Origin of the sequence: Sphingobacterium sp. UBA7631 (assembly GCF_002483935.1) — a bacterium.
Lineage (GTDB): Bacteria > Bacteroidota > Bacteroidia > Sphingobacteriales > Sphingobacteriaceae > Sphingobacterium > Sphingobacterium multivorum.
Genome location: NZ_DLIX01000004.1, coordinates 92,936 through 118,874 on the forward strand (window position 1 = coordinate 92,936; position 25,939 = coordinate 118,874).

Sequence of the window (25,939 nt, forward strand, 5' to 3'; positions counted from 1 at the left end):
CTTCTCCTTCTCCTTCTCCTTATAAATTCACACATTTATCACCTCAAAAAACTGTATCAGGAAATTAATGACATCGATAGCAAAACCAGATTTCAGCTAAAAAAATTATTTTAGGTCTCGGTTTCAGGACATTTTTGTATATTAATATTCATATAAATGCCAAACTTTCGACGCAATGGACAATTTTTTAGCGACTTGTATCAAGCAATTTCAATATTATAAATCTTTGGGTGATAAAACATTGGCACAGTTAAGCACTGAACAACTCTTTTGGCAACCCAATGATTCGAGCAATAGCATTGCATTAATTGTTAAACATTTAGGTGGAAATATGCTTTCCCGATGGACCGATTTCCTCACCACAGATGGCGAAAAACAAAATAGAAACCGCGACCAGGAGTTTGAGAACAGTTGGGTAGATCGCGATGAGCTTATTACCTATTGGAATGCTGGATGGTCCTGTCTGTTTCAAGCAATTGAATCCCTCGAAGAAGAAGATCTCGCTAAAATCATTTATATCCGTAATCAAGGACATACCGTCATGGAAGCGATCTTGCGGCAGCTAGCACATTATCCCTACCACATCGGTCAGATGCTCTATATTGGGAAAATATGTTTGGATGATAAATGGACCTCCTTATCAATACCCAAAGGTAGTTCAGCGTCCTATAATAGGGAGAAATTCAGCCATGAAAAACAGCAACAACATTTCACGTCGGAGTTTATAAAAGGGAATCAGGACAATTTGTCTTAAATAAGCTTTTTCACTTAGTTAACACAATAATTACTTGATTGGAAAGCATCGGATGCTAACCTAATTTCCGCAAACTTTTAAGTATATTTGTCATACATACAACTATTCCTTTTTTTTGATTTCATTGGTAAGTAGGTTGTCTTTAAAACTATGAAAAATTCGATTAAGATCATCAACAATTACGAGTACAAAAAGTTATTTTTACCGGATGTTTCTGAGCACAATTTATTCAATGAGAATAAAATTCAAGTCTATCGAATCGAGAATTACCTCCGCAGTATCCTGATGCCTGTCATCCCCTATCGTACGACGTTTAATTTTCTCATTTTTGTAACGAAGGGGTCCCTGACCCAACATCTCGAAAGCGCATCTTATACCTTAACCGAAAATCAAGTCATTAACATCAAACAAGGTAATATTACGGCTACGCTGGCAATCTCTGATGATGTAGAAGGTTTTTTCGTGGTTTATGAAAATGAAATTGTAACTGATATTGAGCTTGGCATAAACGATATTAAATTTTTCAATTCCCATCCTTTTACCACACTTAAACCACATGTAGCACATTGGATCCAGCAAATGTTGATGTTATTGGAAGAGGAACTTTTTACCGAGGGCCGCGTAATGGAAGTCTGCATATCCATGATGCAGTGTATCCTATTGAAGGTGATAAAATCGGATATAGAGACTAAGGCGCCGATGAGCCGACAGCTCGATATTGCTTTCCGTTTCCGCGAATATGTACAAAAATTTCATATCGATCATAAAAACGTGTTATTCTACGCCAATTTATTGCATATTTCAGAAAACTACCTCAATAAATGTGTAAAGGAAGCGACAAATAAACCTCCGAAGCAATGGATTAGTGAAATAAGTATCTTACATAGTCAGATTCTGCTGCAGGATGCTACGAGAGATATTGCCGGTATAGCCTTTGAATTGAAATTTCAATCGCCCTCCTATTTCACCAGGCTATTCAAAAAAATCACTGGGTATTCACCCAGTGACTATCGGAAACATAAGTTTATGGCGGGCTAATGCTTTTTACGGTAAGGTAAATTCCAGATTAAATCTACGGCTAAATAATGAACCCCAAAATCTACTTTGTCATAGCCTTTAATTAAGTCGTTCATATAACCCAGATCCAATCGCAAAGGTGTCTTTGGAATATCTGTCATGTAATAAAAACCCAAACGGGTCTCTTTATAGCCAAAGCTAGACCAGGTACTAACAGGTTCGTAGAGCTTGCTGATTGCAAAAAGTCCTTCAGCGCTCAACGCCAATTCCTGCTTATTTTTAGCCGAAATTTTGAAATTTAGCTGCGACTTCAAGCGGGTCCTAAATTGAAAATTCTCTTCTGCCTTTTGAAAATCGGCTGTAAAGAACTTTCGGAACTCTTGTCTTAATGTATTTTTCCATTTCAAACGATCATTAAGGGTCAATGTATACGCATATCGTCCATACAACCTAAACTCTTGCTCAACACCTTCGTTATGATATGGGGCGGCCTCATCGTAAACGTTTTGGCGACGATAACTCAACGCATAACTATATTGTTGATTTTTAGCAAATTTATGATAGACCTCATGGTTTAACACCCAAATAGCCTGCTTGTGAAATGGATTTGAATCGTCGGGTGTACTTTTAGTTCCCAAACCAATATAGGTCAATGCTTCCTTCGTTCCAGCACTGTCTAATTTCCTACGCAAGCCCAAAACCGACCAAGATGCGGTCCTTGCTTTTCCTAATCCCGGCGGACTGACTTGTCCGTACACCGTATTTACATGAATTCCCAATAAGAGCATTATTGGGAATAGTTTTATTAAACGAAACTTAAACATACATAAAATTTTAGTTCACAAAAAAGGACTAGGAAGTCCCTTCAGCCGATGAAAACCTATTCACCAACCATTGATCGATAAGTTTGACAGGGTGCATAGCCCACATCGCAAAAACAAATGGAAAAGTCAATGTTGTCCATCCGTTGTGAATCAAAAAATGATCGAAATATGTTGCGATAATCGTTCCGATTAGAACATATACACCATCTCTAACGCGGGGGCCGCTTAGGGCAATTCCAACCAAAACCGCATTGAAGCTAAAAATGCCATTATTGGTCATATCTACAGATTCATGGCCATGGTGCGATATATAAACACTGATGATAACAGCAGCGAAACCGTAAAGTGCGCCCATGGGATTGCTCAGGAAAACCCCGATGAAAAAGATCAATCCAGCAATTAAACTACCCTGAAAAATAACCTGACCAAAGGCATGGCCTTCAATTAGGAAGTCATCCATTTCCTGAATATCAACAAAATGCTCGGGTACAGTCCGCAAGGCCAGTTCTGGAATACTCAACACATACAATGCGATCCAGGTAATTAAGATAAAAGGAAATGTAAATACCGGCAGATTCTTCTTTAATGCAAACCCCATCAAAATGGTGGTCAACGCAGATCCTACGATTAAGGCTCCCCATACCCAAACGTTTGTCTGGAAATAGAAAACCAAAGCAATACCGTAAAGCGTAGCATTAAATCCGAAAAGTCCATCATTGATATGATCCTCATCAAATTTCATCAACTTGGCCGTCAGTACGCCTACGATGTTAGCGAGAACCCCTGCAAAGCCCATAAGTGCCGAATCATAAATAATGGCTCCGATAAATAAGATACCCGTCCAAATGTTACCCTGTAACATAATCTGCCCAAATCCTTTAAAAAAAGCTTTTATAAAAGCTAGGATGTTATTTTTCATTGGAATATAATTAGTTGTTATTCAAAAATATGTTGCCCCATAGTGCGCTTTGCATTTCTTTAAAAAGAAGATAAAGCTGTTCGGCACCGTTACCTAAAACGCGAACCATAAAACCGTCATGCTGCAATTCGCTAATCCCAAACGCGACGTCTTTGGTTTCCCCGTACTGTTCATGGAAAGCCTCGATCCAGTCGCTTGGATTCAAGCCGGCACTATTCAGATAGATCAACGTTCCCTGGTGCGTATAGCCTTCCAAAATACCCAGACCTTGTATAGGCATACGATCTGGCTGAAGCAATACATTATCCTTCACCACAAGCCTACCATTGACATAACATTCTGTCAGATTTTGAAAGTGATTGTACATAAACTCTTCACCGGACATTTTCCGGCCACAGGTCACGATTTCACTCAGCAATAAGTGACAATTTGAAGCAAGATGTACAATGTTATGGCTCAAAAAATGAGACGAATGCTGAGGTACGACGGGATGGGGTACATAAGAAAAAACAGCATTTTCGCCTACATTCACTTCCATCGTTTGGGACGAATGACCTTTCATATGAAACAAACGCTGGTAAGCCTGCGTCTGTAACTGTAACTTAGACCCCGGAGCAATATCAACTTGAATACGATGGTCATCTCCATCCAACAAACCAGGCGATGAACTCATAATCATCAAGTACGCTGCATTGTCTTTTTGATATTGCCCAACAGGAACGATACGAAACGGTTGTGTCGCATATGCATCTTTTAAAAAGGATTTTCCTTCGCGATGTGCTATCTTAATAGCTAAAGAACAAATCATAATTAACGTAGTAAATTAGGTTCCTCAATATCTTGAAGGAGTGCGTATTTTTTAATCCAGCCTACGATCTCTTCCAAACCATCGCCGGTTTTTAGATTTGAAAACAGGAATGGAGAACCTTTACGCATTTTACGTGCATCATGTTCCATCACTTCTAGGCTTGCGCCCACATAGGGTGCCAAATCTTTTTTATTAATCAACAACAGGTCTGATCTTGTAATTGCCGGCCCACCTTTACGAGGCATTTTTTCACCTTCGGCAACATCAATGACAAAAATGGTGATATCGGCAAGATCCGGACTATAAGTAGAAGTCAGGTTATCACCACCACTTTCAATTAAAATCAACTCCAAATCCGGGAAACGGCTAGCTAGTTCATCTACAGCTTCGAGATTCATACTCGCGTCTTCCCGTATCGCTGTATGGGGGCAACCGCCAGTTTCCACACCGATAATTCGTTCACGGGGAAGCAAACTATTTTTGGCCATATATTCCGCATCTTCCTTGGTATAAATATCATTCGTAATTACGGCAAGATCAATTTCATTCATCAACCGTCTGCTCAATCGTTCCAATAATGCTGTCTTACCAGACCCTACTGGACCACCAACCCCTATTTTAACATATTTTCTATTTTCCATTTTAATTGTTTTTTAAGAAATATAAACTCTAGAATATAATCGTTCGTGTTGCATGCAACGGATGTCAAATCCAATGTTGCATAAGCCCACTAAATTCCGTTCAACGGTTAAGGTCTCTTTGCAGAGATCAAGTATATCATCATGTAAACCAAAAAGTATATCTTGGCCATCCAACTGTCCTAATGGCACAAGTTTTACAGCGTTGGTCACCATCGTAATGGCGGCATTATAATAAAAGCCATGTAATGCTTCTTCCAAAGGAATTTCTAAAAGTGACGCCAACATGCCATACATCAAACAGTAATGGCTATCTACTTCCTTCTTTTGGATTAATTCACCCCAGGATAGCATAAAATCCTGCTGTTGATAACGACTGAATATTTTATAAATACGTACACCCAGTTTTTTACTGGCATCGCGAATTTCTCTTGGGCTTTTTAATGCTGTACATTCTTGATCTAACGCGATCAATGCATCCATGTTCTGCGAAGAAGTTGCTTCATAGGCCAATTTCATCAAAGCAGCATCATTGTACTTCAGATTATACCAGAGGTTATGACGCACATAATTGTCCGCCGTAACTTTATCACAGACCAAGCCCTGTTGCACATAAGTCTCCAGTCCATTTGAATGGGTAAACCCTCCAATTGGTAATGTAGGATCTGCGAGATGGAGTAACTTGCCTAGAAATGTATTTTTCATTGACATTATTTTTTTATATAAGTATATATCTTCAAGGATTTATCAGCTCCTTGCGTAATCTTCTCTATCATTGGGCATTAAAGCGATACCGGCTGTTGCCGCTTGCAAATTCACGAAGGCCTTGTCGTTGATCAAGAGCGGTATATTCTTCGTTGAAGACTTCATCTTCTGATGATGCTTGGGATCGACATTTGCATTGAGCTGACGTAAAAGTTGGCGCTCGCCACGCTGCGGGTCAAATCCTTGTTTCTTTAGCCATTCGTACATTGACCGTTCATAAGGCATAAGCAATTCATTTGCCTCCACAAATAGAGGCAAATGTTTGTTTCCAATTTCGCTGCTTACAAAAGCAGTTCGCAGGAAATCAATTGCCATGACACGGATGACTTCACAAGGTTTGATCGTTACCACAACAATTTTCTCCTCATCTTCGTACAAGATATCACCATCCTGCAGGCTGGATGTATTACCCAACAATTTGACGGCAATATCCATTCCCTCCGCTGTACGTAAACGTTGAATACGTTTGGTCGACTCATACCATTCAATAGCAAGCAAATCGAGACGCTTAGTGATCTGCTCACCATGAATATTCCTTGTGATTTCCGTGATTATCATTTTTTAATTTTTAATAAATAGATTTTTAGACAAGCCTAAACCTACTGTAGATCCATTGATTCCCGTAATGAGTTCGTGATCATTGGGAATTGCAGCATCTTTACTATTTCTCTTTTTATAAGACAATTCTGCTACTTTAGCTTTTAATGCCCAGCCTTTTCCCAAGGCGATACCCACAAGCGGGTACACTCTGAATAGATAGCCATTGTATTTACCATCTACCATAGTACCACCGGTAGCGACATGTTGATCGCCCCACAAATAATGCACATCAACCTGGCCAATTAACATAAAATGCTCACTCAGGGGCCAAGTATTGCTATAGAAAGGTCCTATTTCATGCGAATGATCCGTAAAATCCAGTGCTTTATCCTTAACAGAATTGAATCCATAGTTTAGCCCCGCATTCATGTTGTCAGTGAAAAAATAAGCAGCACCCACCGGAGCGGCACTAAATTGATGCCCAGCTGTTGTTTCGTGGTAATTCAGTGACCCATAAATCATGATACCTCCCTTTTGCGCATAGGCTGATTGTATGGTTAAGCACGCCATTGCTATACAACAGCCTAAAAATGTCTTCAAATTTTTCATTAGCGTAAATCGTATTTTAGCTTAATGAAGCATCATGAGCAATCAGTATTCCCTCTCTTTTATGCGCTTTTGATAAGCCCATGATGATTTCATCAACCTATTGTTTTTCATAGCTTATGGCGTGACATCGGATCACGCCATAAAAAGTAGTTATAGGGTTAAAACAAGAAGTATCGTTGTCCCAACGAAACTGTATCAACAGGTTTTGACCGCAAGATCTCGCCGTCAAGACTTACCTCATAATTCTCTGGATTGACGATAATTTCAGGTGTGGCATCATTGTGGATCATATCTTTTTTGGAGATATTCCGACAATTTTCTACGGCAAGTAAGGTTCTTTCCAGTTTATACTCTTCTTTAATTCCCTTTTCCAATGAAATTTTAGAGACAAAGTCAAAACAAGTTTGGTGAACGGCTTTACCTAAACCGCCAAACATGGTTCTTAAGATGATTGGTTGTGGTGTAGGAATAGAAGCATTCGCATCCCCCATTTTTGAAGCGATAATCATCCCGCCTTTAATAATCATTTCTGGTTTTGCGCCAAATAAAGCTGGACGCCAGATCACCATATCGGCAATTTTACCAGGCTCGATAGAACCAACGTACTTCGAAATACCGTGGGCAATTGCTGGATTGATCGTGTATTTCGCGACATAGCGACGTGCACGGAAATTGTCGTTGTCCTTACCTTCATCTTCAGGCAATGGACCTACTTGTTTCTTCATCTTGTCTGCAGTCTGCCAAGTACGTGTGATGACTTCACCTACACGTCCCATTGCCTGCGAATCGGAACTCATGATACTGAATACACCGCGATCTTGTAGTACATCCTCAGCTGCAATCGTTTCTGGACGGATACGAGAATCGGCAAAAGCCACGTCTTCCGGAATTTCTTTGCTCAAGTGGTGACAAACCATCAGCATATCCAAGTGCTCGTCAATTGTATTTTTTGTAAATGGACGTGTTGGATTTGTCGATGCTGGCAATACATTTGGATACATCGCAGATTTGATGATATCCGGAGCGTGCCCACCGCCAGCACCTTCCGTATGGAATGTATGGATCACGCGTCCGTTGATTGCCTGGATCGTGTCTTCCAAGAAACCCGCTTCATTCAGCGTATCGGTATGGATAGCCACCTGCACATCATATTGATCAGCAACCGTCAACGCTCTGTCGATTGTTGCTGGTGTAGCACCCCAATCTTCGTGGATTTTAACACCTAAGGCACCAGCTTCAATTTGTTCAACAATAGGTTGTTCAGTACCAACGTTTCCTTTACCAAAAAAACCAAAGTTCATTGGAAGATCTTCAACAGCTTGTAACATGCGGCGTAAATTCCATTTACCCGGTGTTACTGTAGTTGCATTTGTTCCATCCGCTGGACCTGTACCGCCCCCGATCATTGTTGTAACACCACTATATAAAGCCGTTTCAACTTGTGTTGGACTGATATAGTGGATATGGGTATCAATACCACCTGGAGTTAAGATGTATCCTGATCCACCATGCACCTCCGTAGAAGCACCGATAATCATATTTGGTGTAATATTATCCATGGTATCCGGATTTCCAGCACGACCAACACCAACAATTTTACCATCCTTAATACCAATATCACCTTTCACGATACCCCAGTGGTCAATAACAATAGCATCAGTGATCACCATATCCAGTGTACCTTCATCACGTGTATGAACGGAAGATTGGCACATCCCGTCACGCACGGTCTTACCGCCGCCAAATTTGGCTTCATCGCCATAGTAAGCGTAGTCTTTTTCGACTTCAATAATGATATCTGTATCTCCTAAACGGATTTTATCTCCACTTGTAGGGCCAAAGATGGCGCTATAATTTAATTTGCTAACTTTTAAACTCATGACACTTTGTTTTTAAAGCCTTGTTCTTTTACTTTTTTCATTGCATTTGCTTTCGCAACTTCGGTTTCGGTATCTCCATTTGCCAAATCATTGTGGCCATAGATCCTTCTTGCACCTGCATACGGAACCAATTCGACCTCTTTTGATTCGCCTGGTTCAAAACGTACTGCAGTACTTGCGATAATATTTAAGCGCTTACCAAAAGCTTTCTCGCGATCAAACTCCATCATTTTGTTCACTTCAAAGAAGTGGAAATGTGAACCTACCTGAATGGGCCTATCGCCTGTATTTGTCACAGTGATGGTTGTAACTTCTCTACCTTCATTGCAGATCACATAGCCATCTGCAATAAAAAATTCTCCTGGGATCATAGATTATATTTTTAACAATTAGCGAATCGGGTTATGAACAGTAACCAGTTTTGTACCATCTGGAAATGTTGCTTCTATCTGTACATCATGAATCATTTCGGGCACACCTTCCATAACATCTTCACGTGTCAACAATGTTGCACCAAACTGCATTAAATCGGCAACAGTACGCCCGTCACGAGCAGCTTCTAAAAGTTCACTACTGATCAATGCAATAGACTCCGGATAGTTTAATTTAAGTCCTCTAGCTTTACGTTTTTTCGCTAGTTCGCCGGCAAGATGAAGCAATAGCTTCTCTGTCTCTCTAGGTAATAAATGCATATAAATATTATTTAAATTGTTGTTATTCGAATTAAAAACAAGTCACGGTGGGTACAGGTCACGACAAGGTCATACGACTTAAAAAAATCGTTCAAAATCGTGATGAATAGGACAGATTACACCCCTACACAGCGCAAGGTCTGTCTTTTCTCAACCCTTGTAAGAAATGGAAATTTTTACCCCAGAAATGGGATCTTTAAACTTTGGAAAAGAATATATTTTGGCGGAAGAATCAATCGATCCATATAAGGCCTTCTGTTATTCTGAATTTTGAGACGTACAGGATAACAGAATACAAAAAGACAAATTGAAAGCACGCCCCAATAGAGCAGCTTGCTCCATTCATCTTTGAGGTCCATCTGTTCGGTGATATCATAGACATCATGATCTTTAACCGCAGCTAACAGATTTTCCCGTTCTGACTGTCCTAAAGCTTTATCTACATGAGAAGGAAATACAGACAGACTTAGGCGGACGAGGGGTAAATGCTGAACAGTAGAATGTGATGGCATAGCTATTCCTTTCATGAGCAGGGTGCTCAAAAGAAAAACTAAAAAGATTAAACTATACCTCATTCTTGCGTTCACAATACTATTATTTGTTGTTCAAATTTACAACCAAAGCGGGCTACTTGACTAGCACAAATCTTGAATTAAATAGTCCAAATTTGTTGAAAAAGCCCGCTTTGGCGGTTTTAGATTACTATTTCAGCATTAAAAAGAGTAACCCACTGATACCATGACATTTCGCGGTGCACCAGCAAAGGCTCTCGTGTAGTCAAAACCACCTAAAAAGTAATATTTATCGAATACATTGTTCAGATTTAAGGCCATTTTCATCGCACCAATGTGGTAATAGGCAGCAGCATTTACAGTGGTATACGAAGGCCATTGCCCCCAGAGTGCATTTCCTTCGCTATCCTTTCCGATACTGTTATCCATCCTTTTACGATCTACATAATAAACACCGGCACCAAAACCCAAACCTTTTAATGTACTAGCTGAAAACACATATTTCAACCAGGCACTCGCCATATTTTTAGGTGCTCCCGGTAGGGACTGCCCGATTTCAGAAGGAACAGAAGATGATTTTACCTCCGTATCATTATAGGTATAATTGGCCATAATCTGGAACTCACGTGTCAACTGCCCACGCACATCGAGTTCGACACCCTGCGATAGCGCTTTGCCAGATTGTCTATACTCCGGCAGCCCTGAATCGTTGATAGCCCCTGTGGCAATGAGCATATTCCGTCGTTCAATTCGGAATAAGGATAGATCAACTTGCAATTGCTCTTTAAAAAAACCAGCCTTCATCCCCGTTTCCACCTGGAAACTCCGCTCGGCATCAAAGGGTTTATCGGCACCATAATCTTTATAGTTCTGAATAAAATTGGCGCCCACAGGCACAAAGCCCTGTGAATAACTTGCAAAATAGTTAATTTGCTTATTGATTCCATAGGTTACACCAAAACGAGGTAATAAGGCATTTTGCGTTGCATGAAAGCGATTTTGTCCATCAAGTGTTTCAGAAGAATAGTGCTCATGACGAAGACCTACAATAAGTTTCAATCGCTCGTCAATGCTGATTTGATCCTGAATATATTTACCCGTTGTTTTGTAGGGACTCAAAAAAGGATAAGCGACTCCCGTGCGCCACACATAATTCGTTAGATCATGCGTGGTATAAGTGGGATTGTTCAAATCAAAAGTCAACGGGACGACTTTGCCATCTACAGTTTTCTGCCGCGCTTCCCGCAATTGATTTTCTTTGTCGCCCCGATATTGTGCAAAATCAACTCCTGCAACAAAATGATGATCGACTCTATCGCCCAAAAGATCCCACTTAACATAACCCACAACATTATCTGTATAGTCACGTCCATGACGATCAAAAAAACGCATATTCATAATGGTATTATGTGGCGCATCAGCAAAGGTGTTCATTGTCCGATGTTCGTTGACATCCTCCTGATAGATGGATTTCATGTAGCTCAGATTCAAACTAACATGTTCTGCCAGACGCTGAGACAAGCGGCCGCTTAACGAAAAAGTCTTGGAATTATAAAAATCGGAAGGCTGGCTCAACGTAAATGATCTTGGCAAAGCATAAAAGTTATTTTCCTTAATACCCATTCCCCGATCAAGATAACCGTTGAACTGATTATACACCATATCAATATCCACCACCGTGCCCTCAGCTGGTTTAAAGGTGAACGAAGGAGCCACCATGATTCGTTTCTGGCGATTTACATCGCGGAAAGTCTTTGTATCTTCGTAACCCGCATTAAAACGATATAAAATACGTTTGGCACTGTCCAGAGGTCCACCGAGATCCACAGTTGTTCGCACCGTTTCAAAACTACCACCTGAAAAATTCACATGCCCTCTAAAATCTTCCAAAGGCTTCTTGGTCGTCATATTAATTGTACCACCCGGTACGATATCTCCAAACAAAGATGCTCCTGGCCCTTTCAAAACCTCGATATTTTCAAGATTGATTGTTAAGGGAGAGTTATAATAACTATTACCATAACCATACCCCGAGCGTAAGCCATTGACAAGCCGTACACCCGTTTCATAACCGCTTTTAAAGCCACGAATGACAACATCATCATAGGAAGATGCTTCGGTCACACCCGCCAAATCCTGAACCAATGCCCCAGTGGTGAATGCTTGCTTATCCTCTATAAATTCCTTACTTAAAACAGCAACAGATTGTGGAAGATCTTTTAGTTTTCCAGCAAATTTTCCGCCCAACTCCATGTCGTTTGTCAAATAAGAATTGTTGCGTCTACCTGTTACCAATACCTCATCCAAGGTATTATCACCGGCCACCATCAGTAATCGAACTCCTTTTTTTGCATTCCAGCTAGCGGCGTTCAAATCCAACAATACAGGCTTATACCCAATTGCATCTGCACGTAACTGTACAGGAAAAGAAATTATTCCGGTAAAACTAAATTCGCCCTGAGCATTAGAACTTGTCTGTTGTTGTCCATCGACTAAGGTCAGTGTAACCCCAGCGATGGGATCACCGTTTTCATCCTGAATTTTTCCAAATAATGCTACACCTTGTTGTGCATATACGGCTCCCGGTACGGAAGCACTTGTCAATAAAGCGAAAGCTAGCGCTTTCATCATGTTGTTCATTAGAATAATTTTTCTTTTTTTTTTGGCTTACCCAAATTGGGTTTAAGCAATACGATCAACGAATAATTCCATGTGTATCGTTGGAAAATTCGATTCATTACAATAGTCCTTTAATTGAAAGCCTTGTTTTCCCCAAAACTCATAGGCTCCTGTCAAGAATGGGTGCGTATGTAAGTAAAGCCTTTCAATACTTTTCTCCTTAGCTACAGCGACCAAGCCTTTGAATAAGGCTGTTCCTAAACCTGACCTACGATAACTCGGATCCACAAAAAGCCGGGCAACTTCCACCGTTTTCCTTCTGTCTATATCCAAATGCGGAAAACGGTAGTCATAAGCCGACATACCAACCACGCCGATCAAATTACCCCGATGATCTTTTGCCTGCAAGAATGCAGCAGCTTCAGCCTCAAGATACACGGCTGAAAATGCGAGTAGATCCTTAGGAAGCTTATTGGAATCCAACATCGGAAACAACTGTTTCCGAAATTCAATGACATAAGGTAATACGACATCAATATCCTCCTCTTCAACACGAGATATGGTTATATTTTTCAACTGAGGTTGAGCGGGAAGAGATCCCTTACTCATCCGTTTATTTTCAATCAATATATGACCACTGTCTTTAAATATATTCATAGTGTTATCGCTATTTTAAAATAATCGCCCCGTAAACTGGGCATTTCACCTACAAACCATGATGTTTTTACAAAGGCGCTTACTCCAGCACTTCGTCAGTATGCTGTGCCTCCACCATAGGTTCAAATGCCGCAGCACCACTCAGCCTCGGAACAAACATCCATTTCTTTTGATTCTCCAAACTAATCAAAGGAAGTTGATAGGTCTGTTCCAATAAATTTCTTACTTGTTCCCGATCCAGACCATGGAGGTCCAGGAGCCTATTGTCTTTCATCAGATAAAACTGATCACCAAAAAGAAACGCCATGTTAGGGTCGTGCATTACACATAACACGGTTGTCCCCTCCTTGACCAGCTCTTTGGCGGTCTGCAGAACCGCAATCTGATATTTCAGATCCAAATGATTCGTAGGCTCATCAAGCAATAATAAATCAGGTTGCTGTACCAATACCCGACATAGTAACACCAATTGTCGCTCCCCTCCAGACAACGACGTATAGGGTTTGTCCTTTAAGTGTGTGAGGTTAAATTTATCCAAGATCTGTTCTACTGCCTCGAAGTCTTCTTTACTTGGTGAAAAACGAGAAAATGAAGCTCGTCCCGTCAGAATAACATCAACAACGCTAAAAGGAAATGTGGTCTGATGGAACTGGTTCAGAAAACCCAATTTCAATGAATTAGCCCGACCAACCTTCCAATCGCGACGCTCCGTTTCATTAATAAGAACCGATCCATCATATTTTTTTTCCAGCCCTGCAATAATATTGAACAGCGTGGATTTACCACTTCCATTCCGACCGAGAATAACAGAAAGCTTTCCTTTTGGGAATGACATGGTTACATCATTTAAAATGATATCCTTACCGTAGGCAAAAGAAAGGTTGTTGATATGAATCGAATTACTCATGAATTCCAGTTGATTTCATTACGACGCATCAGGTAAATAAACAAGGGAGCGCCAATAATCATTGTAAATACACCGATCGGAATTTCAAATGGCATGACCGCCCTAGAAAAACCATCGATCAGTAGAAGAAAAGTACCACCAATACTGATATTTGCCCACACAACAATATTGTTATTGGGGCCAAAGATCATCCGGCTGATGTGTGGAACAATTAATCCAAATAGACTTATTACCCCTACAGCTGCAACGGCTGATGCTGTAATTAGTGTAGCTACAGCAATAAATCCCAGTTTCAATATTTTCGGATTGACGCCAACAGCAATTGCTTCTTGATCGCCCAAGGCTAAAAGATTCAGCTTCCAACGAAACAGGATCAGGATAGCCAATCCTATTGTTATCGGCAGAAAAGCATGCTGTACTTTCGACCAGGAGGCCGTATGCAGATTCCCCATTGTCCATTGTACAATAGCTTGTAATTTATAGGGATCACTGATGTATTGCAACAAGGTTAACATGGCTGTAAATACACCGGAAATAACCATTCCTGCCAATACCATCCCAATAATCGAGGTTTTCAAACCAGCATTTGAAACAAAATAAGTCAACCCCACAGCACATACACCAAACAAAAATGCGGATATATTGACCGGCAATAGCGGAAACAACATAGCCAATGCAGCCCCAAAAGCAGATCCCGAAGAAATACCCAATGTAAAGGGATCAACGATTGGATTCCTAAAAATGGCCTGCACGATTCCGCCAGAAGACGCTAGAGCAGCTCCGACCATAAAGGTCAGCAGAATCCGTGGTAAACGTACCTGCCACAATATCGTATCCATATTATCCTTCAATACCGCAGTAGGGTGACCTAAATATCCCCCCACTTCCGATCCAATGCGTTGGCAGAGCTCAACAAAACCAATGTTCTGGCTTGAGCCCACCAATAGGGAAAACAATAAAACCAACAATGGCAGAACAACGAGCAATAACAGCTTTTTTAATTGATGCATCATTGAAGTAGTCCTGCTTTACCGTAAAGTTTTTCAAAAGCGATAGCCATATCCTGGTCAAGTTGCTGTTTCGTATAATCCGAAAAACACCAATGCCTTATCTGTTTGGCAAAAAGCATAAATTTGACGGTATGTGGGTCGAATGGAAACGACGGTGACATCACAAATACCTGTTTATTTCGCACTGCAGGTAAGGCCGCGAGTTCCTTTAAGTTATAGACGTCTGCCAATGTCGAATTCCAAAGAATAATGAGGTCCGGATTCCATTTATAAATTGTCTCTGCGCCGACATTTGGGGCTTCCATTTCCAACGGACAGGCGTTAGCTGCGCCCGAAAGGCGGATCGCCATATCAATCAAACTACCACGACCGGATGTCGAAAGTACCCGACCTTTAGACCAAGCGTAATAAACCTTCTTCTGTATTTGATCCTTGGGAGCAGTCATTTTTTTGATCTCCGCCGAAACAAACTGAACAATTTCTTCCGCTCGCGCTTTCTTTCCGAGTAATGCTCCCATCCCTGTCAGTTCATTAAAAATACTTTTTTCATCCTGCGAAGAAAAAGTGAACACTGGAATTCCAAGATCTTCTAGTTGGGAAATATTATCCTGATCGGTATTAAACGTCAAAACAAGGTCAGGGTTTAAGCTCACTATGCTTTCCACATTATTTGCCTGGCCTGCGAAAGTAGGTGTCGTCAGTGTTTTTTGTGCGATCCTATCATCCAATTTGGATAAAAACTTATAGGTATCTTCGACCTGATAAACCTGTTCAGGAATACCAACAAGGCTATTTTCAGCACCCAACATGTAGACTTCATCAACAAGGGACGGAAATAATACAACCACACGTTGTGCCGTATGCGCTAATACCACTTCTTTTCCACGGCTGTCCACAGCTTTCACTTGATTGCTGACCGCACCTGCTTGCCGATTTTGGCAGGCGCTCACCAAACACAAACATGCCAAAAGCAATACAGGTATAATACGATTCACTTTCATCTACTTATTTTTTAGGACTTGCTTACGCGGATCAACATGTTCATCTGTTCCGCTTAAATCTGCTTTCTTTTTATTTCTCGCCTGCAGTCGAATCAAATTCTCGGATAACAGTAAGGCTTCCTCCAATTGAATCGAGGTTCCATACTTTGCCAGGACCTGCTCATAGAGCCGTCCATCGTAAGGAAGACGAAGTGATTGGGCATCTGTTACGTTGAATATGGGCAGATGTCTGTTTCCAATAAAATAACCAAAATCTGCAAGCTGCACCAAATCTATTGGATTGAATCTTATGGTCAACGTAGGCTTGACAACCAGGATCGCCTGTAGCGTTTCCTGATGAAATAAAGCATCACCATGATGCCATTCCGCACCTTGCTCCAATTGCATAAAGATTGTCTTTCCGCCCGTTGTATTGCGTGTTAGGCGCCTTTTGTGGACTTCATACCATTCAAGATACACTTGATCGACTTCACTAAGAGCAAACTCATGCTTTGCTACAATTTTATCTATTGGTACAGGTAGCTCATTCATATTGTAAACCTATCTTCTTCATTTCGTTAACGGCACTGACACAGTTTCGTTCTCCGTCAAATCTATTTCCTCTAAACACAAATAACATGTCAACATATACAGTATAACAATGAAGCGCGGATCATTGCTATACCACTCTTTTTATCAATTGGCCGTTATTTTACTTCAAGCGCCTTATATTGATCTTTTTTCGCCTGAACTCTTTCTTTCAACCAATCACACCAGGTATCAAGACCGTCACCATTTAATGTACTGATTGTAATAACTTCCAAATTGGGGTTCACCTCGCGCGCATCTTTCGTTACCGCATCTACCGAGAAAGGTACATATGGCAATAAATCAGCTTTGGAAACCAACATCAATTCGCTTGTTAAAAACATACGTGGGTATTTTTTCGGTTTATCGTCCCCTTCTGTGGTCGCCAATAAGGTCACGCGGTAATCTTCACCCAAATCAAACGCTGATGGACACAATAAATTCCCGACGTTCTCAATAAACAACAGGTCTATTCCTTCGATATCGATATGATCCAGGGCTTGTAAGATCATTTGTGCCTCAATATGACACATTCCACCAGTGACAATCTGCAATGCATTAATGCCTACCTCACGCATACGAACCGCATCACGTTCGGTTTCCGGATCACCCACCAAAACAGCAATATTCAGATCTTTGGCCAAACGTTTTCCCGTTTCTTGCATCAAGGTAGTTTTACCCGAACCCGGAGAAGAACATACATTGATCACACAAACCTCTTTCAGTCTATCGCGGATGGCTTTTGCGACAAAATCATTTGCTTTTAATAAATGTAGCGTTGTATTTTCACATTGAACCGAACCTACACGGTTACCTAAACTTTTAGGATTTGAAGTATTGTCTGACATGATAAACGATATTAGTCTTGTTTAAAAATTACTTTTGATATATAGAGTTCATTCCCTTGAACAATTGTACTAGAAGCCTGTCCGCAATCACATACAAATCGATGAAAATGAACCGGAAAATTTTTCTGACAATGTTCACAATATGCAATGATATCGTTTACAACGACTTCCATTTCCATATCTTGGTATTGCGTATTTTCAGCAATAAAAGCATCAAATGCATTTTGGATCAATACAGGCTGGACGTTGGATAACAATCCTGCTGTGACCTGAATTTTTTGAATATCATCTACCCTAGCCTCATAATGCGAGGTCAACGTATCAAAAATATCCTTTACTATACTTAGCTCGTGCATTGGTATATTTTAAGAAATAAATAAATTTAGAAAAGAAATGACAGTTCTCTTTGCCTGTATGATGTGAAGAAAAGCGTATGCTTTAGCATGGAATTTTGATTTGCTCAAACAGCAAAAATCGAGCGATGGGTATATGCTCTAGATCAAGGGTATGTTCATACCGATAATCTTTCTGTTGTGGGGATGGCAGAAGTTCATGCCATAGCAAATCAACCGTAACCAACCAACGCTCCATCAACCAATCTTGTGCCACTTCGGCGTCCAATTCCGCAACAATGGATTGAAGCGATGGGTAAAGCGAACAAAATTGACTATGATCTTTATGAAAATGGACGATGTGTGTATGGTCCGCATTGTTGGAAGGAATTTTTGCAGATAAAAACTGGGATTCGACACTTTCACTTTTCAGTACAAGACTGTTTGCATTTAAATTCTTAAATGATAACAACAGTGCTGCAAACAGAAAAATAAAGTGCTTCCACATAGCTTTAACCTAACAATGTATCAAAGATTCCTTTGAAACCATTACAAAGTTACTACCGATCAAAGAAGAAAAAGTAGCACAAATCTTGAATTTTATTTCACAAAATAGGAAACACCCAAAGAAAATTCCATAATTCTTCATATATTAAATTAAAATTTGGTTAAAGTGAGATTAAAATGATATTAGAGGCAAAAATTGGTTCTTTTTTGGCTGCTATTCTCATTAAATAAATTGGTCCATGTCGTAGACCATAGCGATAAATATTGGTCAGGTACATCATAAAAATCTGAGCCAATCTTAGCGCCGGAGCAAAAGGTTAATTTCAGGGTTATCTGGATAAATCTAAAATAACAAGAAGCCAGGTTCGCGTCGGACCTGGCTTCTTGAAAAACTGATATTCTTAACAATTAGCGATGCAGATCAAAACGGTCTAACTCCATCACTTTAGTCCATGCCTTCACAAAATCTTGTACGAATTTATCTTTTGCATCGGCACTGCCATATATTTCAGCAACAGCTCTCAGTTCAGCGTTGGAACCAAAAATAAGATCTGCACGTCCGGCTTCCCATTTTTTAACACCAGATTTACGATCTGATCCTTCAAAAACTTCCCGGTCCGGAGAGATTGCTTTCCAAGCTGTTCCCATATCCAATAGATTGACAAAAAAATCATTCGTCAATTGGCCTGGCCTATCTGTCATCACTCCTAATGCAGAACCATCAAAATTTGCCTGAAGAACACGAAGTCCGCCGATCAATACCGTTAATTCCGGAACAGATAGCGTAAGTGATTGTGCTTTGTCGATCAATAATGATTCCGTAGACACGGTGTAAGCACCTTTACGGTAATTTCTAAATCCATCCGCAATTGGCTCAAGATAGCCCATGGATTCTACATCCGTCTGTTCCTGTGATGCATCCATACGCCCCGGATGGAACGGTACGTTGACAGCATGTCCAGCTGCACGAGCGGCCTGCTCTATCGCAGCAACACCACCTAAGACAATTAAGTCTGCCAAGGAAATCTTCTTTCCGCCCTGTTGCTTTCCATTAAAGTCCTGTTGAATTTGCTCAAGCGCAGTAAGAACTTTTTGCAATTGTGCTGGATTATTGACTTGCCAATAACGCTGCGGAGCCAACCGTATCCGCGCACCGTTTGCACCACCTCTCTTGTCAGACCCACGGAAAGTAGAAGCTGAAGCCCAAGCGGTCGTTACGAGCTCTGCAGTGCTGAGCCCCGCGCTCAATAGGGTAGATTTCAATATGTTAATATCATCAGCATCGACCAAAGCATGATCGACAGCAGGAATAGGATCTTGCCACAATAATTCCTCAGCAGGAACTTCGGCACCTAAATAACGCTCTCGTGGTCCCAAATCACGGTGCGTCAATTTAAACCAGGCGCGAGCGAATGCATCGGCAAATGCGTCTTGATCTTCGTAAAATTTACGCGAGATCTTTTCATAAATTGGATCAAAACGCAAGGACAAATCCGTCGTCAGCATCGTTGGCCTACGTTTTTTAGTTGGATCAAAAGGATCTGGAATAGTCGAATCAGCTCCTTTGGCTACCCATTGATGCGCTCCTGCAGGACTCTTTGTTAATTCCCATTCATTTTCGAAGAGATTTTTAAAAAAGAGATTGGTCCATTCTGTCGGTTTCTGTGTCCAAATAACCTCTAAGCCACTCGTGATCGCATCTGCTCCCACTCCACTGCCATAGGTACTTTTCCAACCAAGCCCTTGTTGTTCTATGCCGGCTGCTTCAGGTTCTTTTCCGACATTGTCGGCAGGACCTGCTCCGTGTGTTTTTCCAAACGTATGCCCTCCAGCAATCAAAGCGACAGTTTCCTCATCGTCCATCGCCATCCGACCAAAAGTATCCCGTATATCTTTTGCAGCCGCGATAGGATCTGGATTTCCATCTGGTCCTTCCGGATTAACATAAATTAATCCCATCTGTACCGCTGCCAACGGTTTTTCAAGATTGCGCGAATGTTGTTTACCATCTGCATCATCATCGGCAGATAATACACCGTGTGATTCCACTACGCCTTCTGAACCATGAGCATAGCGTACATCACCGCCCAACCATGTTTTTTCAGAACCCCAATAGACATCCAATTCAGGTTCAAAAGCATCCACACGTCCACCAGAATAACCAAAAGTCTTGAAGCCCATAGACTCTAAAGCAACATTACCTGTTAAAATCAATAAATCTGCCCAGGAGATATTTTTACCATATTTTTGTTTGATAGGCCACAACAGGCGACGCGCTTTGTCCAAACTCACATTATCAGGCCAGCTATTCAGTGGTGCAAAACGTTGTTGCCCAGACCCAGCTCCGCCTCGACCATCGCTTACCCGATAGGTTCCTGCACTATGCCAAGCCATCCGGATGAATAATGGTCCATAATGTCCAAAGTCAGCAGGCCACCAGTCCTGCGAATCGGTCATCAAGGCATGCAAATCTCTTTTTACGGCTTCTAAATTCAATTGTTTAAATGCTTCCGCATAATCAAAGCCCTCGTCCATCGGATTTGACTTGCTCGCGTGTTGTCTCAACAGATCTACACGAAGTCTATTTGGCCACCAGTCCTGATTTTGAGTTCCCCCTCCCGCAACGGCGTTGCGCATCGTACCATTATGAAATGGGCATTTGCTAATGTCTTTTTCGTTGTTGTCCATATGAAAAGAAAGTTTATTTATATAATATCTTAAGTGATCAAATTGTTTGACTCTCACTTTCATAAAATTACACAAATGAGATCCCACTTGTACATCGAATGATTCGATACACTATAATCAAAATCTATATACACAATATATAATTATATAAAATGCTAAAAATCATCTTTTAATGAGCAGCTAGAATATGACGATTTTTGGAAGTCTGAAAAACAAAAGCGATTCTTTTACTATTCTATAATTAGGTTGTATCAAAAATATTGACCATGAGTGAGCTATCCACATTTTTGGTAAGTGCTTTTATAGGCTTGAGTCTGGCTGCAGCTACCGGCTTCCGGGTTTTCATGCCGCTATTCTTATTGAGCCTTGGCTGTCGGCTTGAATTGTTCCAGGTTGGCAATGAATTGGCTTGGGCGGGCTCACCTATTGTTTTGGCAGCGACAAGCCTAGCCATGATCCTGGAAATAGCAGGATATTACATTCCTTTTATTGACAATATATTGGACAGCCTTTCAATTCCTCTCGCGACGATAGCAGGCACCTTACTTTTTGCCATACAGTTTACAGATATTTCACCGTTTTTCCGCTGGGCTATGGCAATCATCGCTGGTGGCGGTACCGCGGCGACCATCAGTACAGCGCTAGCTGGTACCCGTGCAGTCTCGTCTGTTGGGACGGCAGGTTTTGGCAATTTTATGATCTCGACCATGGAAACCATCGGTTCAACCATTTTGACCATACTCGCCATATTTGTGCCCTTTATGGCAATTATAGTTGTTATAGGCCTATTCTATTTCTTTTGGCGATTTGGCAAAGAACAACTCAATAAAAAACTTAAAAGAACGGAGTAGCTTTCACAACATAACATCTAAATAAACTTCACACAGTGCCATACGAGCGACAATAAAGCCAAGCCTCACCAGCACAGGCGTAAGCAAATTTAGCGCAGACAAACCAACTAGGGATATTGTAAACATCTTATAGCCCTAGCTGATCTATAGCTGCGTAAACTCCAAATCCCTAACCTTTATACCTTTCAATCAAGCGAATACCTGGCAGGTATCATGTTATGCCTTTCGACAGTGTTTATTCAGTGCTCGTTCAGTGCTTGTTCAGTGATTGTTCAGTGATCGTTCAGTGTAGACTGAATAAACAATGACTGAGTACTGTTTAAAAATTGATTAAAAATTGTTGTTACTTACAATCTGGTATTAGTTTGTTTCCGTTTTGAAATTATCTTGATCTAGGCCCTTATTGAGCAATTATGGCACTCGTCAACAATCGAGACAAATTTTGGGAATACTTAGAAAAGTAGTACGGATATAAGGACCATAGCGCCATACAGCTATTCGAAATTCGTTTACTGTTCACTGCTTTTGGGCACCGGTTGGCGGTAAATTAAGAGACAGAAAAAGGACAGCAAAATTCGATGCTGTCCTTTTTCAACATCAGCTCTTACGCTGATTTAAGGCTACGCACATCAGCAGCCTTGATGTGCGCCCAGATCTAAAACTGGTTTTTACTAATCAATAACAACCTCTTGTGGCCGTTTCACTTTTTCAAGATCTTTTGGAAGGATAACCGTCAATACCCCATCCTCGAAACTTGCATGCACATTATCTGTAAGTACTTGTTCATTTAATTGAAATTCACGTTCAAATGCCAATCCATCCTGCTCTTTATAGATATAATCTATGGCATTGTCCTGGGTGTTTTCTGTACATGAAATCTTCAGTATCCCGTCATTTATGCTGACTTGGAATTGTTCTTTCTTACGTCCAGCGGCAAAAAGCTGCACTTCATAGAACTCTTGATTTTCGGCAATATTTACAGGAACAGCTTGCTGTACGCCAGCATTGTGCCCGGCTTCACTATCAAAAAACTGTTGTTGGAATTTTTCAAAGCGGTCTTTGAAATGTTGTCCGCAAAATTTATTATGATTTGAATATCCGTTGGTATAATGATTTCTTTTAAACATGTCTTTAATTTTTAATATTGAATAATACGTGTAAACTGATGTGGGATGAATTTCCTCGTCTTGCAATTTTTAACCTTAGTAAACTGGAACTATTGTTGCTTTCTTAGCACGTTTTTGCCCTTGTAATGGAACAATTGCAACCACAGTGTTATAATGACGGTGAACGTTCGGATATACCGGAGCCCTATCCATTTTGAATGCTTGTCTATCTCTTCTACGCATTCTTGCCGCGGCAAAGCTTCCTATACCAAAGAGAATTGTCCCAAACAACAAGAGCTTAAAGATCGTCCCAATAATCAATGTTGCTAATCCTGCTATTGCCGTAAGCACAATAAGGCGTGGCAATATAAATCGAAGTTTATTTTTCATTTGAATACATTTTTTTAAAAATGATTGCGGATTATATCTATTTTCAGCACATTGCACATAGAATTTTCCTAGATCATTTGGTATTTGTAATTAACTATTTGTTTTATCCAACATCCCTGCTGACAGATCCTCGCGTTCTGTTACTTGTTTACCATCAGGATATCGGCATAAAAAAAGGCGCCTTTATAGAAGAAGACGCCCAACAACAGTTTTTACTTTAAAATTTTTATTCTTTTTTTCAGAACCCGCATCGTCCTCCAAAACGACGCTTCCATTCTTCGCGCAAACGTTCCCTTTCCTCATCGGAAAGATCTTCTCCTTTTTCCATCTGAGGCGGAAAATCCCGTCGGAATCGGCCACCTCCCGGTTTACCGAAGCCCCTGCCGAACAAGATTTTCGACAAGACAAAGAGTCCCAGCGCCTGCCAATAGGTAATTGCTTTCAGATTGAAAATATCAACCATTACTGTATTCCACAAATATTGTAGTAATGCTACCAACAAAAAAACACCAACGATGATAGCGACAACCATAAAAGCGAATTTACCCTTCCGCTGTCTTTTCATTCTTCCATTCATAGCTTAATCCTTTTAAAATTTTAATTCTTCATACAAACTTCGCAACCGTATTCTCAGGTGCTTCACTGCATACCCTTTTCGGCTGATAATCGTCTTTAGGTTCTCATTTTCCATGACTGCAATTTCCTGAAGAGTTTTCTCTTCCAGTTCATTGAGCACAAAAACCCGACGTTGTTTTTCCGGCAATTCCTCCAATGCTTTCATCAGCTCATCCCAAAAAATATCCTTAAATAATTTTAGCTCAGGATTATTGGAGTCGTCAGCTAAAAGGAGCTGACGAATAGGAAACGTACTTTCGCTATCCTCGTCACCCGCTATAAGCTCATCAAGCGATTCACTTTTCTTTTTCCGGTAGCTGTCTGTAATCTTATTTCGTGTGACAGCATAGAGCCATGCTCCCGCATTCTCCAATTCGTCCATATTGGTCAAACGGCTAAATTGATACCAGACTTCCTGTAAGATATCTTCTGCATCCTCCGTTTTCTTTACGCTTCCCTTAACAAAACGTAGCAGCTGACTTCCATAAGTCTTAACGATATCCGTAAATGATCTGGAATTTTTTTCTGCCATATGATTTTGGTATGCAATGTCCATAGCAGCATAGACGAACTAGTCAAACTTTTACTTTAAATTATTTTCATGAATCTTTCTTCTTGCTGACTTCAACTTTCTGACCAATAAGCACACGTTCTCTACCGTCTTCTTTCGTATACGCTTTGTTAGGATAAAGATACGAGATAATCAGCTAATAGCTGATGCATTCAACCTACTTTATCGGGAATAAAACAAAACCTTCATGACTTAGCAGACACCAACAGCAATGAAAGCAAACTGAAGGTTCTTTCTGGCCAATAAGATCAGACACTTTCAGAAAAAAAATGATGCTGTGTGGTCTATTACTTCCACCGCTGCTGAATGACTTTACCTTTATCGGTAATAAAAATATAACGGTATGCTGGGAAACGCTGAATTAATTTTTTTCCTTCTTTCTCACCAAGTACCATGATTGAGGTACTGAGGGCATTTGCAATCTCGGCGGAAGGTCCATAAATCGTCACTGAAGTTAATCCCGTAGCTGGATAACCTGTCACTGGATTTATAATATGTGAATACCGTTTCCCATTGATCTCCGCGTATTTCTCATAGCTGCCTGAAGTGGCTACGGCCATTTCATTCAAATGAAGAACTTTGACCATTCGATGGGGTTTGAACGGATTGTTTACACCCACTTTCCAGGCGTCCCCCCGGGGTGGGTTTCCCCAAGCCGAAAGATCTCCGGAAGCATTAACTATACCTGCTTCAATTCCCTTTGCCTTCATTATGTCCCTGCCACGATCAGCAGCATAGCCCTTCCCGATCGAGCCGAAACCGATCTTCATACCGGGCAATTCCAGAAAAATTGTCGAAGATGCACTGTCGAGACGGATGTGTTGATAGCCCACCTTGGCGACAGACCTTTTAACCAGATCTTCCGTAGGCATCGTGGTCATACTACCATCAAATACCCAAACTTTATCCAAGGCAACAATACTAATATCAAAGGCTCCGCCTGAATTTTGAGCATACTGGATCGCTCGCTTTGTTAATTCAAAAACTTCCCTATCCACCTTAACGGGCTTAATTCCTGCATTGCGGTTCACCGCTGCTATTTGGGTTTGCGGACGCCATTCTGAAATCAGGTTTTCTATTCGATCTATTTCGGAGATGACTTCATCGATATGCTGATTTGTAATCGCGCTATCCCGATCTACCAAGCTGATTTCAAAAACAGAGCCCATAAGGGTAACCTGCCGCTTGACCAAGACCTGCGCAATCCCCGAAGTAATGGACACAAAGCAGAGCATTAAAAGCAGGGCACATTGTTTATTGTTCTTCATGAGATTGATCCAAAAAGGAATTATAAAGTCGATCTATACCAAAA

The 25,939-nt window shown here is 40.8% G+C and carries 28 protein-coding genes and 1 pseudogene; 3 read left to right on the top strand and 26 right to left on the bottom strand.

Annotated elements, in window-relative coordinates; translation table 11 throughout:
- The first annotated feature begins 175 nt into the window (after positions 1–175).
- Entirely contained in the window at positions 176–754 is a 579-nt protein-coding gene (locus B3P16_RS05240; protein WP_159333065.1) for a DUF1572 family protein, read from the top strand.
- Between the two features lie 150 nt (positions 755–904).
- Positions 905–1,792, top strand: coding sequence for a helix-turn-helix domain-containing protein (locus B3P16_RS05245; protein ID WP_159333066.1), 888 nt, complete (start codon positions 905–907; stop codon positions 1,790–1,792).
- On the opposite strand, the gene B3P16_RS05250 is transcribed toward B3P16_RS05245, so the two are convergent.
- From B3P16_RS05250 to katG, 21 genes and pseudogenes are all read right to left on the bottom strand, one after another.
- A complete protein-coding gene (locus tag B3P16_RS05250; RefSeq protein WP_286767941.1) occupies positions 1,789–2,595 on the bottom strand; it encodes a DUF2490 domain-containing protein in 807 nt (268 codons plus the stop codon). The two genes, B3P16_RS05245 and B3P16_RS05250, sit on opposite strands and share 4 nt — an antisense overlap.
- Before the next feature lie 28 nt (positions 2,596–2,623).
- Positions 2,624–3,514 carry an urea transporter gene (locus B3P16_RS05255; RefSeq protein WP_286841640.1) on the bottom strand — a complete coding sequence of 297 codons (891 nt, stop codon included), beginning with the start codon at positions 3,512–3,514 and terminating at the stop codon, positions 2,624–2,626.
- 10 nt (positions 3,515–3,524) lie between these two features.
- The gene (locus B3P16_RS05260) at positions 3,525–4,322 is read right to left on the bottom strand and encodes an urease accessory protein UreD (RefSeq protein ID WP_159333069.1); all 798 of its coding nucleotides are present in this window, start codon (positions 4,320–4,322) and stop codon (positions 3,525–3,527) included.
- 2 nt (positions 4,323–4,324) lie between these two features.
- Entirely contained in the window at positions 4,325–4,963 is a 639-nt protein-coding gene (gene ureG, locus B3P16_RS05265) for an urease accessory protein UreG (RefSeq protein WP_046675418.1), read from the bottom strand.
- 12 nt (positions 4,964–4,975) lie between these two features.
- Positions 4,976–5,665 (bottom strand): urease accessory protein UreF, encoded by a 690-nt coding sequence (locus B3P16_RS05270; protein WP_286841642.1) that lies wholly within the window; start codon positions 5,663–5,665, stop codon positions 4,976–4,978.
- A 42-nt stretch (positions 5,666–5,707) separates the two neighbouring features.
- Complete coding sequence (locus B3P16_RS05275; RefSeq protein WP_159333070.1) at positions 5,708–6,283, bottom strand: urease accessory protein UreE; 576 nt, start codon at positions 6,281–6,283, stop codon at positions 5,708–5,710.
- A gap of 3 nt (positions 6,284–6,286) precedes the next feature.
- Complete coding sequence (locus B3P16_RS05280) at positions 6,287–6,874, bottom strand: hypothetical protein (protein WP_159333071.1); 588 nt, start codon at positions 6,872–6,874, stop codon at positions 6,287–6,289.
- A 158-nt stretch (positions 6,875–7,032) separates the two neighbouring features.
- A complete protein-coding gene (gene ureC / locus B3P16_RS05285; protein ID WP_070567879.1) occupies positions 7,033–8,754 on the bottom strand; it encodes an urease subunit alpha in 1,722 nt (573 codons plus the stop codon).
- 65 nt (positions 8,755–8,819) lie between these two features.
- Positions 8,820–9,125: pseudogene (gene ureB, locus B3P16_RS05290) on the bottom strand (urease subunit beta); the annotation flags it as partial.
- Between the two features lie 18 nt (positions 9,126–9,143).
- Entirely contained in the window at positions 9,144–9,446 is a 303-nt protein-coding gene (gene ureA, locus B3P16_RS05295; RefSeq protein WP_070567883.1) for an urease subunit gamma, read from the bottom strand.
- Positions 9,447–9,622: 176 nt separating this feature from the next.
- The gene (locus tag B3P16_RS05300) at positions 9,623–9,973 is read right to left on the bottom strand and encodes a hypothetical protein (RefSeq protein WP_070567885.1); all 351 of its coding nucleotides are present in this window, start codon (positions 9,971–9,973) and stop codon (positions 9,623–9,625) included.
- A 186-nt stretch (positions 9,974–10,159) separates the two neighbouring features.
- The gene (locus B3P16_RS05305; RefSeq protein ID WP_286841644.1) at positions 10,160–12,598 is read right to left on the bottom strand and encodes a TonB-dependent receptor; all 2,439 of its coding nucleotides are present in this window, start codon (positions 12,596–12,598) and stop codon (positions 10,160–10,162) included.
- A 42-nt stretch (positions 12,599–12,640) separates the two neighbouring features.
- The gene (locus B3P16_RS05310; protein WP_286841646.1) at positions 12,641–13,234 is read right to left on the bottom strand and encodes a GNAT family N-acetyltransferase; all 594 of its coding nucleotides are present in this window, start codon (positions 13,232–13,234) and stop codon (positions 12,641–12,643) included.
- A gap of 79 nt (positions 13,235–13,313) precedes the next feature.
- Positions 13,314–14,141 carry an ABC transporter ATP-binding protein gene (locus B3P16_RS05315; protein WP_286841647.1) on the bottom strand — a complete coding sequence of 276 codons (828 nt, stop codon included), beginning with the start codon at positions 14,139–14,141 and terminating at the stop codon, positions 13,314–13,316.
- Positions 14,138–15,154: a FecCD family ABC transporter permease gene (locus B3P16_RS05320; RefSeq protein WP_236560239.1), complete on the bottom strand. Its 1,017-nt coding sequence runs from the start codon at positions 15,152–15,154 to the stop codon at positions 14,138–14,140. The genes B3P16_RS05315 and B3P16_RS05320 overlap by 4 nt, the downstream gene beginning before the upstream one ends.
- Positions 15,151–16,152 carry an ABC transporter substrate-binding protein gene (locus tag B3P16_RS05325; protein ID WP_286841648.1) on the bottom strand — a complete coding sequence of 334 codons (1,002 nt, stop codon included), beginning with the start codon at positions 16,150–16,152 and terminating at the stop codon, positions 15,151–15,153. The genes B3P16_RS05320 and B3P16_RS05325 overlap by 4 nt, the downstream gene beginning before the upstream one ends.
- Entirely contained in the window at positions 16,153–16,683 is a 531-nt protein-coding gene (locus tag B3P16_RS05330) for a hypothetical protein (protein WP_286841650.1), read from the bottom strand.
- 155 nt (positions 16,684–16,838) lie between these two features.
- A complete protein-coding gene (hypB, locus tag B3P16_RS05335) occupies positions 16,839–17,567 on the bottom strand; it encodes a hydrogenase nickel incorporation protein HypB (protein ID WP_159333076.1) in 729 nt (242 codons plus the stop codon).
- Positions 17,568–17,578: 11 nt separating this feature from the next.
- Entirely contained in the window at positions 17,579–17,923 is a 345-nt protein-coding gene (locus B3P16_RS05340; protein WP_046675411.1) for a hydrogenase maturation nickel metallochaperone HypA, read from the bottom strand.
- Between the two features lie 82 nt (positions 17,924–18,005).
- Positions 18,006–18,407, bottom strand: a complete 402-nt coding sequence (locus tag B3P16_RS05345; protein ID WP_159333077.1) for a hypothetical protein — start codon at positions 18,405–18,407, stop codon at positions 18,006–18,008.
- Between the two features lie 407 nt (positions 18,408–18,814).
- On the bottom strand, positions 18,815–21,094 hold the full coding sequence (gene katG, locus B3P16_RS05350; RefSeq protein WP_286841652.1) for a catalase/peroxidase HPI: 2,280 nt from the start codon (positions 21,092–21,094) through the stop codon (positions 18,815–18,817).
- Positions 21,095–21,360: 266 nt separating this feature from the next.
- On the opposite strand from katG, the gene B3P16_RS05355 reads away from it, so the two are divergent.
- The gene (locus B3P16_RS05355) at positions 21,361–21,945 is read left to right on the top strand and encodes a DUF4126 domain-containing protein (protein WP_112376080.1); all 585 of its coding nucleotides are present in this window, start codon (positions 21,361–21,363) and stop codon (positions 21,943–21,945) included.
- Positions 21,946–22,616: 671 nt separating this feature from the next.
- On the opposite strand, the gene B3P16_RS05360 is transcribed toward B3P16_RS05355, so the two are convergent.
- The 5 genes from B3P16_RS05360 to B3P16_RS05380 all read right to left on the bottom strand — a co-directional run bounded on the left by B3P16_RS05360 (position 22,617) and on the right by B3P16_RS05380 (position 25,895).
- The gene (locus B3P16_RS05360; protein WP_286753724.1) at positions 22,617–23,072 is read right to left on the bottom strand and encodes an Hsp20/alpha crystallin family protein; all 456 of its coding nucleotides are present in this window, start codon (positions 23,070–23,072) and stop codon (positions 22,617–22,619) included.
- A gap of 75 nt (positions 23,073–23,147) precedes the next feature.
- Entirely contained in the window at positions 23,148–23,441 is a 294-nt protein-coding gene (locus B3P16_RS05365) for a hypothetical protein (RefSeq protein ID WP_070567901.1), read from the bottom strand.
- Positions 23,442–23,679: 238 nt separating this feature from the next.
- Positions 23,680–24,018: a hypothetical protein gene (locus tag B3P16_RS05370; RefSeq protein ID WP_286841653.1), complete on the bottom strand. Its 339-nt coding sequence runs from the start codon at positions 24,016–24,018 to the stop codon at positions 23,680–23,682.
- Positions 24,019–24,030: 12 nt separating this feature from the next.
- Positions 24,031–24,588: an RNA polymerase sigma factor gene (locus B3P16_RS05375; protein WP_286841654.1), complete on the bottom strand. Its 558-nt coding sequence runs from the start codon at positions 24,586–24,588 to the stop codon at positions 24,031–24,033.
- A gap of 326 nt (positions 24,589–24,914) precedes the next feature.
- Positions 24,915–25,895 (bottom strand): FAD:protein FMN transferase, encoded by a 981-nt coding sequence (locus B3P16_RS05380; protein WP_286841656.1) that lies wholly within the window; start codon positions 25,893–25,895, stop codon positions 24,915–24,917.
- Positions 25,896–25,939 lie beyond the last annotated feature (44 nt).